The sequence below is a fragment of the Stenotrophomonas terrae genome (genome assembly GCF_001431465.1).
Lineage (GTDB): Bacteria > Pseudomonadota > Gammaproteobacteria > Xanthomonadales > Xanthomonadaceae > Stenotrophomonas > Stenotrophomonas terrae.
Map to the genome: position 1 here is coordinate 1 of NZ_LDJJ01000032.1, position 12907 is coordinate 12907.

A 12907-nucleotide genomic window follows, 5' to 3' on the forward strand; every position below is an offset into this window, starting at 1 on the left:
CTCTTTCCCGGTAATGCCCAAAAGCTTCCCCTCACCCCAACCCCTCTCCCGCGAGCGGGAGGGGGGCCTGTAGTGCCGAGCCATGCTCGGCAGAGGCTTTCCCGGTAATGCCCAAAAGCTTCCCCTCACCCCAAAAAAGAACGGGCCCCAAAGGGCCCGTTCTCCAAAACAAAAACCCAACGCTTTAAGCGCCGTGCGCAGCCAGCTGGCCCAAGCGCTGCACCGCAACCGAAACGGTCGGGTAATCCAGCGTCTTCTGCTCGGCCAGTTCGGCCAGCATCGCCAGCGTGAAGCGCAGGCCGCTGTCATCACGGCCCAACCACGCAGCCACCTTGGCCTCGGCGGTCGCGCCCTTCATCGACAGCACCTGGCCGGCCAATGCGCGCTGATGTGCAGCCAGCTCGTCGCGCAGCACGCCGCGGGCAACCGCATGCCAACGGCCATTGACCTCCAGCGCGTCGATCTGCTCGAACAGCCACGGCATCTGCAGGGCTTCGCCCAGGCGGAAGTGGACCTTGGATACGTCCACCGGCTTGAGCTTGCGCGGACGCGCCAGTTCAATGATGTCGAACGCCGGCTCCAGGAACTGCAGCTCGGACAACTGCTGTGCCAATGCTGCCGGCAAGCCCTTCTCCTTCCATGCCACAACGCTGGCCTCATAGGCCGGACGCTGCGAATCCGGCAGCACGCCGGAGGCGACACGGATGTCGTTGAACGGCCCCTGGTAACGGTCCACCGCGGCGGTGATGCCCGGCATCGCGCCCGGACGGGTCAGCAGCCAACGCACGAACGAACGCTGCAGCTTCCAGATCACTTCCAGTGCATCCACCTGCACCGCTTCCGGCAAGGTGCCGTCCAGGGCATCGATCTGCGTCCACAGCGCACGTGCGTCCAGCGTTTCGCGGCTGATGGTATAGGCCTTGGCGACCTCGGCCACGGTACGGCCGGTATCTTCCTGCATGCGCATCAGGAAGGTGGCGCCCATGCGGTTGATGGTCTGGTTGGTCACGGCCGTGGCGATGATTTCGCGCTTCAGGCGGTGACGCTCCATCGCATCGGCGTACTTCTTCTGCAGCGGCAGCGGGAAGTAGCGCAGCAGCTCCTTGGACAGGTACGGGTCTTCCGGAATATCGGATTCCAGCAGCTGCTGGAAGGCGACGATCTTGGAGTACGACAGCAGTACCGCCAGCTCCGGACGGGTCAGACCCTGGCCACGCAGCTTGCGTGCCGACAGCTCGGCGTCGGACGGCAGGAACTCGATCTGGCGATCCAGCAGACCCTGCTTCTCCAGCGTGCGGATGAAGTGCTGCTTGGAGCCCAGACGCTTGCTGCTCATCCGCTCCATCAGGCTCAGCGCCTGGTTCTGACGGTAGTTGTCCATCAGCACCAGCTCGCCGACTTCGTCGGTCATCGAGGCCAGCAGCTTGTTGCGCTGGTCGACGGTGAGCTTCTTGGCGCGCACCACGTCGTTGAGCAGGATCTTGATGTTGACTTCATGGTCGGAGGTATCCACACCGGCCGAGTTGTCGATGAAGTCGGTGTTGAGCAGCACACCTACCTGCGCCGCCTCGATGCGGCCCAGCTGGGTCATGCCCAGGTTGCCGCCCTCGCCCACGATCTTGCAGCGCAGCTCGCCGCCGTTGACGCGCAACGCATTGTTGGCGCGGTCGCCGACATCGGCATTGGTCTCGCTGGCCGACTTGACGTAGGTACCGATGCCGCCATTCCACAGCAGGTCAACCGGCGCCTTCAGCGCGGCGTTGATCAGGTCGGTCGGGTTCATCGCCTTGATGCCGGCGTCGATGCCCAGTGCTTCACGCACTTCCGGGGTAATCTCGATCGACTTGAGCGAACGCGGGTAAATGCCGCCGCCCTTGCTGATCAGCTTGCTGTCGTAATCGGCCCAGCTCGAACGCGGCACCTTGAACATGCGCGCGCGTTCCTTGAACGAGCTTGCAGCTACCGGGTTCGGGTCCAGGAAGATGTGGCGGTGGTCGAAGGCGCAGACCAGGCGGATCTTCTCGGACAGCAACATGCCGTTGCCGAACACGTCGCCGGACATGTCGCCGACACCGACCACGGTGAAGTCCTGCTTCTGGCAGTCACGGCCCAACGCACGGAAGTGGCGCTTGACCGACTCCCACGCACCACGCGCGGTGATGCCCATGCCCTTGTGGTCGTAACCAACCGAGCCGCCGGAAGCGAACGCGTCGTCCAGCCAGAAGCCGTGCGCACGGGCAATACCGTTGGCGGTATCGGAGAACGTGGCGGTGCCCTTGTCGGCAGCCACGACCAGGTACGGATCGTCCATGTCATGACGCACTACGCCCTGCGGCGGCACGATCTTGTTGTTGACGATGTTGTCGGTGATGTCGAGCAGGCCGTTGATGAAGCGCTTGTAGCAGGCCACGCCTTCGGCGAACCATGCATCACGATCCACCGCCGGGTCCGGCAGCTGCTTGGCGAAGAAACCGCCCTTGGAGCCAACCGGCACGATCACGGTGTTCTTCACCATCTGCGCCTTGACCAGGCCCAGCACCTCGGTGCGGAAGTCTTCGCGACGGTCCGACCAACGCAGGCCACCACGGGCCACCGGGCCGAAGCGCAGGTGGGTACCTTCAACGCGCGGGCCGCAAACGAAGATTTCGCGGTACGGACGCGGCTTGGGCAGGTCCGGCACCTTGGCGGCATCGAACTTGAAGCTGATGTAATCGGCCGGGCCGCCATCGGCACGCACGCCATCCTTGCGCACCATGTAATAGCTGGTACGTAGGGTGGCTTCGATCACGCCGATGAAGCTGCGCAGGATGCGGTCTTCGTCCAGGCTGGAGACGCCGTCGAGCAGCTTGACCAGCACTTCGTGGACCAGCGCCATGCGCGCTGCACGCTCACTCTTGCGCGCCTTGACCACGCCGTCGAGCAGCTTGAGGGTGGCGGCATCGTCACCGGCCAGCTGCTTGAACTGGGCCAGCTGTGCATCCAGCACCGCCTTGTCGGCCGACGGGGTCGGCTCGAAGCGGGCTTCGAACAGCTCCACGATCAGGCGTGCCAGCAGCGGATAACGGTTGAAGGTGCCTTCCACATAGGTCTGCGAGAACGGCACGCCGATCTGCAGCAGGTACTTGCAGTAGCCGCGCAGCATCGACACCTGGCGCCAGTCCAGGCCGGCGCCGAGTACCAGACGGTTGAAACCGTCGTTCTCGGCATCGCCATGCCAGACGCGGGCGAAGGCATCGCTGAAGGAGGCATTGGCACTGGCCGGGTCGATCGCACCGATGGTGGATTCAACCTCGAAATCCTGCACATAGACAGGTGCTTCATCGACCATCAGCTTGTACGGGCGCTCGGCGATCACGCGCAGGCCCATGTTTTCCATCATCGGCAGCACGTCGGACAGCGGAATGTCTTCCAGCTGGCGGTACAGCTTCAGGCGCAGACCATCGACGCCATCGCGACGGATGGCCTGCAGGCTCAGGCGCAGATCGTCCGGACCGGTCAGGGCGTCCAGCTGGGCAACGTCGGCCGCAGCGATTTCAGCGCTGGAGTCTTCGATGTAACCGGCCGGCAGTGCCTTGCCGATACGCGAGGCGATGCGCAGGCCTTCGCCTTCGCCGTGGCTGCTGACCAGCGCTTCGCGCAGATCGTCCTGCCAGTTGCGCAGCACGTGGGCCAGGCGCTTCTCCATGCCCTCCACGTCCAGCTCCAGGCTCTGCCCGGCCTTGGGACGCACGATCAGGTGCACCTGGGCCAGCGGCGAGTCGCCCAGCACCACGCTGGAATCGACGTATTCGCCCTGCAGGGCGTCCTTGAGCATGCTTTCAACGCGCAGGCGCACGTCGGTGTTGAAGCGCTCGCGCGGCAGGAACACCAGCGCCGAGATGAAGCGGCTGAACTTGTCGCGGCGCAGGAACAGGCGGCTGCGCACGCGCTCCTGCAGGCCGAGAACGCCCATGGCGGTGCGGAACAGCTCATCCTCGCTGGACTGGAACAGTTCTTCGCGCGGCAACGACTCCAGAATATGGCGCAGTGCCTTGCCGCTGTGGCTGGACAGGCTCAGGCCCGAACGTGCCATCACGTTTTCGTAGCGCTGGCGCACCAGCGGGATTTCCCACGGGCGGCGGTTGTAGGCGCTGGAGGTGAACAGGCCGAGGAAGCGCTGCTCGCCGATGATCTTGCCCTTGGCGTCGAATTCCAGCACGCCGATGTAGTCCATGTAGCCGCCGCGATGGATATGCGAACGGGCATTGGTCTTGGTCAGGATCAGCGCGTCATGCAGGCTGCTGGTGGCATTCAGGCCTTCCGCCGCCAGGCCCTTGACCGGGCGCGCGACCATCGTGTCCTTGCCGCGCATCAGGCCCAGGCCGGTGCCGTTCTGGGCGACCAGCACTTCTTCCTTGCCCTTCTTCTCGACCTTGTACTCGCGGTAGCCGAAGAAGGTGAAATGGTTGTCGGCGGCCCAGCGCAGGAACTCCTGCGCCTCGGCACGCGAGGCCTTGCTGACCGGCAGCGAACGCTTGCCCAGGTCATCGGCCAGTGCCAGCGCCTTGTCGGTCATCGGCTGCCAGTCATTGACGATGGCACGCACGTCGTCCACCGCCGCGGTGACACGCTTGGCGATCGCGTCCAGCGCGTCGGCCGGCTGGCGATCAATCTCCAGCAGCATCACCGACTCCAGCGCACCATTGCCAACGCCGCTGAGCTTGCCGGCCTTGTCGCGCGCGATGTTGATCACCGGGTGACCCAGCACGTGCACGCCGATGCCCTGCTCGGCCAATGCCAGCGTCACCGTATCCACCAGGAACGGCATGTCGTCGTTGACGATCTGCAGCACGGTATGCGCCGATTCCCAACCATCAGCCTTCAGCGTGGGATTGAACACACGCACATTGGCCTTGCCCGGCTTGCGGCTGCGGGCGAACTCGAGCATGCCGGCGGCCAGCACCGCCCAGTCGTCGGCCGAGTGCAGCTTGAACTCGTCGGCCTCCATGCGCTTGTAGAACGCCGTAGCAAATGCCACTGCCTGCGCCTGCGCGGCTGCAGCGGGATAACGCTTCCGCAAGGCTGCAAATACCGGTTCTAGCGAGAGGCCGGCGTCTGCGATGTTCTGCTTTACAGCCGGTTTGGATTTCGTCTTTACGGACTTGGCAGCACTGTTTTGCGATTTCATGGCAGAGCTTTGGGTGTTGCTCGGTTGGAGAAACCGCGATTGTATCGCTGGTAACAAAAAGAACCTTGCTGCAGGGCCGCATTATCTGCAGCGCAATCCGGGCAGAAACGATGGCGACAGCCATGTATTTGGTGGTAGCCGGTGCCGCGACGATGTCCGCCACCTGAATCTCGTTTGCTCACCAACAGGAGTGAAAGACGAATTACGTTGCGGTGTTTCTGAACTGGACGGTATAGTCCACCGCTTATGCCAAACCCTCCTATCAGCCCCGCGCCAATCGACGCGCGTGATGAGCGCGTGTTCGAAGCGGTGCGGGAGCTATTGGCCAAGCAGGGAATACGCCTGAGTATGGATGCCGTCGCGGCAGCTGCAGGCTGTTCCAAGCAGACGCTGTACAGCCGCTATGGCTGCAAACGCGAGCTGTTGCGCCAGGCCATGCAGTTGCACGTTTCCACCGCCACCGCCGCATTGGTGGTGGACGAAGACAAACCTTTGCGTCAGATCCTGCTCGACTTCGCCGTTGGTTACCTCGAACATCGCAACAAACCCAGCGCCCGCCGTACTGCCCAGCTGATCGGCGCCAGCGCGCATGAGTTCCGTGACGAAGCGCAATACATGTACCGAGGCAGCAGCGAGGCGCTGCGGAACCATGTAGCTGAATGGATGCATACCGAAATGCTCCGCGGCCGCCTCAACCATGACGACCCGCATTTCATGGCCGAGCTGTTAGTAAGCATGATTGCTGGCCAGGATTTTGAACGACAGCGATTCCATGCCCCCCACCGCGACGATCCGCAGGACCGTCGCCGCTGGGCCGAATTTGCCACCGATGGTTTCCTGCGTGCGTTTGCGCCGGCGCATGAAGCCACCACGGCCTCAAATAAAAACAACACCCGGAGTTTCTCCTGATGACCGCCCCACTCCGTCTCCTCGCTCTCACCTGTGCAGCGACATTGAGCCTTGCCGCCTGCAAAAAGCCGCAGGAGCAAGCCGCTCCGCCTCCGCAGGAGGTCGGCGTGGTGGACGCCAAACCGCAGACCCTGCCCCTGCAGCGTGAGCTGGTTGGCCGGCTGTCGCCGTTCCGATCGGCCGACGTCCGTGCCCGCGTGGCCGGCGTGCTGCAGAAGCGCGTCTACGAAGAAGGCAGCACGGTCAAGGAAGGTCAGGTGCTGTTCCTGATCGACCCTGCGCCGCTACAGGCGTCGCTGGCCTCTGCCGAAGGTGCGCTGGCTGCCGCCCGCGCCACCTACGTCAACGCCCGTGCCACCGCCAACCGCGCGCGCTCGCTGGCACCGCAGAGCTATGTATCCAAGTCCGACCTGGACAGTGCCGAAGCCGCCGAACGCTCCTCGGCCGCCGCCGTGCAGCAGGCCGAAGCCGCCGTCACCGCTGCCCGCATCAACCTGGGCTATGCGCGGGTCACCTCGCCCATCGCTGGCCAGGCCGGCAAACAGCAGGTCACCGAAGGCGCCCTGGTAGGCCAGGGTGATGTAACCCTGCTGACCACCGTCGACCAGATCGATCCGCTGTATGTGAACTTCTCGATGACCGCCGACGAACTGAGCCTGCTGCGTGCGGCCCAGGACAAGGGCGCGGTGGCATTGGCCGGCGACGGCAAGACCACCGTCCAGGTCAACCTGCCCGATGGCAGTGCCTACGCCCACGAAGGCAGCCTGGACTTCTCCTCGACCACGGTCGATCCGGCCACCGGCACGGTATCGCTGCGTGCGCAGCTGCCCAACCCGGACCACATCCTTCTGCCGGGCTCGTTCGTCAGCTTCAAGGCCAACCTGGGCGAGCGCCACAACGCCTTCCTGGTACCGCAGCAGGCGGTGCAGCGTGATACCCAGGGCGGCTACGTGCTGGTCGTGGGCAAGGACGGCAAGGTCGCACGCAAGAACGTCAGCCTGGACAACCAGCAGGGCAGCAACTGGCTGGTTTCCTCTGGCCTGGCCGCTGGCGATCAGATCATTGTTTCCGGTATCCAGAAGGTCAAGGAAGGCGCCCCGGCCGTTGCCAAACCATGGCAGCCCGACGCCGCCAAGCCCGCTGCTGGCGCGCCGGCCGCAGCCCCGGCAAAGAAAGAATAACGGGACTCCACCATGCCTAAATTTTTCATCGAGCATCCCGTCTTCGCCTGGGTGGTGGCGATCCTGATCTCGCTTGGCGGCGTGATCTCGATCCTCAACCTGGGTATCGAGTCCTATCCGAGCGTGGCGCCACCGCAGGTGACCGTCACCGCCAACTACCCGGGCGCCAGTGCGTCCACCGCGGAAAAATCGGTCACCCAGGTGATCGAGCAGCAGCTGACCGGCATCGACAACCTGATGTACTTCAGCTCGTCGTCGGCATCGAATGGGCGGGTCACCATCACCCTGACCTTCGACAGCGGCACCAATGCCGACATCGCCCAGGTGCAGGTGCAGAACAAGGTCTCGCTGGCAACCCCGCGACTGCCTTCGGAAGTAACCAAACAGGGCGTGGTGGTGGCCAAGGCCAACGCCGGCTTCCTGATGGCCGTGGGCGTGCGCTCGGATGACGGCAACGTCGACCGTGATGCGCTCAACGACATTGTCGGTGCGCGCGTGCTGGAGCAGATCTCGCGTGTTCCCGGCGTCGGCAGCACCCAGCAGTTCGGTTCCGAATACGCCATGCGCATTTGGCTGAACCCGGAAAAGCTGCAGGGCTACCACCTGTCGGCGACCGATGTGTACAACGCAATCGGCACCCAGAACCTGCAGTTCGCGGCAGGCTCGGTAGGCGGCGACCCGGCCCCCAATGGCCAGGCCTTCACCGCAACTGTCGCCGCCGAAGGCCGTTACAGCAGCCCGGAAGAGTTCGAGAACACCATCCTGCGGGCCAATAGCGACGGCAGCGTGGTCAAGCTCAAGGACGTGGCCAAGGTTTCCTTCGGCGCCACCAACTACGGTTATGACACCAAGTACAACGGCAAGCCGGTGGCAGTGTTCGCCATCCAGCTGCTGCCCGGTGCCAACGCCCTGGACGTGTCCGAGGCGGTGCGCGCCAAGATGGACGAGCTGGCACCGAGCTTCCCGCCCGGCGTGAGCTGGTTCACCCCGTACGACAGCACCACCTTCGTCACCATCTCGATCGAGGAAGTGATCCACACCCTGGTTGAAGCCATCATCCTGGTGTTCCTGGTGATGCTGATCTTCCTGCAGAACTTCCGCGCGACGATCATCCCCACCCTGGTCATCCCGGTCGCCCTGCTCGGCACCTTCATGGGCATGCTGGCGATTGGCTTCACCATCAACCAGCTGACTCTGTTCGCGATGGTGCTGGCAATCGGCATCGTGGTCGATGACGCCATCGTCGTCATCGAAAACGTCGAACGCATCATGAGCGAGGAGAAGCTCGACCCGAAGCCAGCCACGCAGAAAGCAATGAGCCAGATCACCGGCGCCGTGGTGGCGATCACCGTGGTGCTGGCCGCAGTGTTCATTCCCTCTGCCCTGCAGCCGGGTGCATCCGGTGAGATCTACAAACAGTTCGCGCTGACCATCGCCATGGCGATGGCATTCTCGGCCCTGCTGGCGCTGACCTTCACCCCGGCGCTGTGTGCCGCGTTCCTGAAGCCCACCCACAACGAGCACCCGAACTGGGTCTACCGCACCTTCAACAAGTACTACGGCAAGCTGGAAAAGAGCTATGTCGGCACCGTCGGCGGCGTCATCAAGCACGCCCCGCGCTGGTTGATGGTATTCGCACTGCTGCTGGTTCTGTGTGGCTTCCTGTTCACCCGCCTGCCGGGCAGCTTCCTGCCGGAAGAAGACCAGGGCTATGCGCTGGCCATCGTGCAGTTGCCGCCGGGCGCCACCAAGACCCGTACCACCGCCGTATTCGACCAGCTGCTCGGCACCTTGCAGCAGGAAGATGCGTTTGAAGGCCTGATGCAGATCACCGGTTTCAGCTTCATCGGTGCCGGTGAAAACGTGGGTATGGCCTTCGTCCGCCTGAAGGATTGGAGCGAACGCAAGGAGACCGCGCCTGAGTTCATCCAGAAAATGAACCAGAAGGCCTACGGCATCAAGGACGCGCAGATCTTCTTCGTCAACCTGCCGACCGTGCAGGGCCTGGGCCAGTTTGGTGGTTTCGACATGTGGCTGCAGGACCGTACCGGTGCCGGCCAGGAGGCGTTGATGAACGCCCGCAACACCTTGCTGGGTGCGGCCGGGCAGGACAAGGCCTTGGTCGGGGTACGCCCCAATACGCTGGAAAACTCGCCGCAGCTGCAGCTCAAGGTGGACCGTGTGCAGGCCCAGGCCATGGGCGTATCGGTCAATGATGTCTATACCGCCATCCAGATGATGCTGGCGCCGGTCTACGTCAACGACTTCTTCTATGGCGGCCGCATCAAGCGCGTCAACATGCAGGCCGACGCCGCCTACCGCACCGGCCCGGAATCGCTCAACAGTTATTTCGTGCCCAGCTCACTGAGCAAGGACGCCACCGGCCAGCCGGCGATGATCCCGCTCAGCTCGGTGGTCAAGTCGGAGTGGATCTATGCCCCGCCGGCATTGAACCGCTACAACGGCTACTCGGCGGTCAACATCGTCGGTGCACCGGCCCCGGGCAGCAGCTCCGGCCAGGCCATGTCGACCATGGAGCGACTGGTACATGACGACCTGCCGGCCGGCTTCGGCTATGACTGGTCGGGCATGTCCTACCAGGAAATCCTGGCCGGCAACGCGGCAACCCTGTTGATGGTGCTGTCGATCGTGGTGGTGTTCCTGTGCCTTGCCGCGCTGTATGAAAGTTGGTCGATCCCGGTCTCGGTGCTGCTGGTGGTGCCGATCGGCATCCTCGGTGCGGTGGTGTTCTCGCTGCTGCGCGGCCTGCCCAACGATCTGTATTTCAAGATCGGCATGGTGACGGTGATTGGTCTGGCGGCGAAGAACGCGATCCTGATCGTGGAATTCGCGGTCGAGCAGCGTGCAGCCGGCAAGACCCTGCGCGAGGCGACCATCGAAGCGGCACATCTGCGTTTCCGCCCGATCCTGATGACCTCGTTTGCGTTCATCCTCGGCGTACTGCCGATGGCCATCTCCACCGGTGCCGGCGCCAACGCCCGTCATTCGCTGGGTACCGGCGTAATCGGCGGCATGTTGTTCGCCACGGTCATCGGCGTGTTGCTGATCCCGCTGTTCTTCGTCAGCGTGCGGCGCATGCTCGGTGACAAGCTGGACGAACAGTCCAAGGAGTACATCGAACAGCACAAGGTTCGCGCGGTGCAGGAAAACCGCTGATACGAAAAGCCCCGGCAATGCCGGGGCTTTTTTTTACGCTCCTGTATGTAGTGCCGAGCCATGCTCGGCAAGGGGCACTACCGGTAAAGCCCCTACTGTAGTGCCGAGCCATGCTCGGCTAGGGGCATTACCGGCAAAGCTTCTACTGTAGTGCCGAGCCATGCTCGGCAAAGGGCATTACCGGTAAAGCCCCTGCCGAGCATGGCTCGGCACTACATGAGGGAATGCCGCTGCCGAGCATGGCTCGGCACTGCATCCCGATCAGCGCACGCCGGTTTCGTTGCGCGCAATCACCAAGCGCTGGATCTCCGAGGTACCCTCATAGATCTCGGTGATCTTGGCATCACGGAAATAACGCTCCAACGGCATTTCCTTGGAATAGCCCATGCCGCCGTGGATCTGAACCGCCTGATGGGCAATCCACATCGCCGCCTCCGAGGCGGTCAACTTGGCCACCGCGGCCTCGGTTGAAAACCGCTTGCCCTGCGACTTGGTCCAGGCGGCGCGCAGGGTCAGCAGCATCGCTGCGTCCAGCTTGCACTTCATGTCGGCGATCTTGGCCTGGATCATCTGGAAGCTGGCGATCGGCGCGCCAAACGACTTGCGATCCTTCACATAGGCCAGCGAGGCTTCGTACGCCGCGCGCGCAATTCCCACCGCCTGCGAGGCGATGCCGATGCGGCCCGAATCCAGCAGGCTCATCGCGATCTTGAAACCCTCGCCTTCGTTGCCGATCACGTCCTCGGCAGCGGCAACATAGTCCTGGAACTCGATCTCGCAGGTTGCCGATGCGCGCACGCCCAGCTTGGGCTCGGTCTTGCCACGGCCGAAGCCGGGCTTGCGGGTGTCGATCATGAAAGCGGTGATGCCGCGCGAGCGCTTGTCCGGGTCGGTCATCGCAAACAACACGATGTAACGGGCGACCGGGCCCGATGTGATCCAGCTCTTCTGGCCGTTGATCACAAACGAACCATCAGCCTGCTTGACCGCGCGACACCGCATGGCGGTGGCGTCCGAACCGGACTGCGACTCCGTCAACGCGAAGGCGCCAATCTCGCTGCCTTCGGCAATCGCACGTACATAGGTCTGCTTCTGCGCCTCGGTGCCGTAACCCAGCACCGCGTTGCAGAACAGCGAATTATTGACCGACATGATGGTGGCATGGGCCGCATCGGCCGCCGAGACTTCGATGATCGCCAGCACGCTGGAGATCGGATCCATACCCGAGCCGCCGTATTCCACCGGCACTTCGATGCCCATCAGGCCGTTCTCGCCGAGCAGGCGGATGTTCTCCAGCGGGTACTCACCGGTGGCGTCGAAGTGCTCGGCGCTGGGGGCGATCTTTTCTTTGGCGATACGGCGGGCGACGTCCTGCAGCATCAGCTGCTCGTCGGAAAAACTGAAGTCCACTACACCCCTCCCAGGGTTTATCAAGTTGCGATTGTAACCATCGCAACCCCGTTCAGCCTATGCATCTTCTTGACCGGAACCGGCAATACAACGAAAATATCTCTATATCGCGATAGGTAGATATTTATGGATCTGGAAGACTGGTCAACCCGTCTGAAAGTGTTCGCCGATGCGACGCGCGTGCGTCTGTTGACGCTGCTTGAGCAGGAAGAACTGACTGTGGCCGAACTGTCGGCCATCACCACGCTGGCACAGCCACGCGTGTCCACCCATCTGGCCCGGCTCAAGGAAGCCGGTCTGGTGCGCGATCGCCGCGCCGGAGTCTCGGCGTATTACCGCTTTGACGAAGCCGCGCTGGATTCGGCGCAGCGCGCATTGTGGCATGCACTGAGCAGCGGCAGCGACGATCCCCTGCTGCGCCAGGATGCCGAGCGTGTGCCCTCGGTACTGGCCATGCGTGCCGCCGACCAGAACTGGGCAGACAGTGTTGCCGGCGACATGGAGCGCCATTATTCGCCCGGCCGCACCTGGGAAGCGATGGCGCGCAGCGCGCTGCCATTGCTGGAAACCGGTGACGTGCTGGACATCGCCTCCGGCGACGGCGTTCTGGCCGAGCTACTGGCCCCGCATGCAAAACGCTATGTCTGCATCGATACCAGCGCCCGCGTTGTCGCCGCCGCCAGCGAGCGCCTGCGCAAGTTGCCCAATGTCGAGGTGCTGGAAGGCGACATGCACAAGCTGCCGTTCGCCGATGGCAGCTTCGACCTGGTGGTGCTGATGCACGCCCTGACCTACTCCAGCCAACCGGCCAAGGCCGTGGCCGAATGCGCCCGTGTACTGCGTCCGCAAGGCCGGCTGATGTTGTGCAGCCTGGCCCGCCACGAGCACAAGACCGCGGTGGAAGCCTATGGCCACGTCAACCTGGGCTTCACCGGCAAGGAACTGCGCAAGTTCGTGGAAAAGGCCGGGCTGGTGGTTTCCAGCCTGGAGACCGTCACCCGCGAAAAACGCCCGCCGCATTTCGAAGTGATTTCGCTGATCGCGCACCAACCCTGACACGAGC

The 12907-nt window shown here is 63.4% G+C and carries 5 protein-coding genes and 1 pseudogene; 4 read left to right on the forward strand and 2 right to left on the reverse strand.

Translation table 11 applies throughout. From position 1 onward, the window contains the following. Positions 1–184: 184 nt before the first annotated feature. Positions 185–5167 (reverse strand): NAD-glutamate dehydrogenase, encoded by a 4983-nt coding sequence (locus ABB27_RS09825; RefSeq protein ID WP_057628525.1) that lies wholly within the window; start codon positions 5165–5167, stop codon positions 185–187. A 246-nt stretch (positions 5168–5413) separates the two neighbouring features. Between ABB27_RS09825 and ABB27_RS09830 the strand changes: the two genes are divergently transcribed. The 3 genes and pseudogenes from ABB27_RS09830 to ABB27_RS09840 all read left to right on the forward strand — a co-directional run bounded on the left by ABB27_RS09830 (position 5414) and on the right by ABB27_RS09840 (position 10434). After that, positions 5414–6076, forward strand: coding sequence for a TetR/AcrR family transcriptional regulator (locus ABB27_RS09830; RefSeq protein WP_057628526.1), 663 nt, complete (start codon positions 5414–5416; stop codon positions 6074–6076). Next, positions 6076–7245: pseudogene (locus ABB27_RS09835) on the forward strand (efflux RND transporter periplasmic adaptor subunit); the annotation flags it as partial. The gene ABB27_RS09830 and the pseudogene ABB27_RS09835, both read left to right, overlap by 1 nt. A gap of 24 nt (positions 7246–7269) precedes the next feature. Next, positions 7270–10434 (forward strand): efflux RND transporter permease subunit, encoded by a 3165-nt coding sequence (locus ABB27_RS09840; RefSeq protein WP_057628528.1) that lies wholly within the window; start codon positions 7270–7272, stop codon positions 10432–10434. A gap of 261 nt (positions 10435–10695) precedes the next feature. Here the strand turns inward: ABB27_RS09840 and ABB27_RS09845 are convergent, their stop codons facing one another. Continuing rightward, a complete protein-coding gene (locus tag ABB27_RS09845; protein WP_425477523.1) occupies positions 10696–11868 on the reverse strand; it encodes an acyl-CoA dehydrogenase family protein in 1173 nt (390 codons plus the stop codon). Positions 11869–11970: 102 nt separating this feature from the next. Between ABB27_RS09845 and ABB27_RS09850 the strand changes: the two genes are divergently transcribed. Beyond that, complete coding sequence (locus ABB27_RS09850) at positions 11971–12900, forward strand: ArsR/SmtB family transcription factor (protein ID WP_057628530.1); 930 nt, start codon at positions 11971–11973, stop codon at positions 12898–12900. Positions 12901–12907 lie beyond the last annotated feature (7 nt).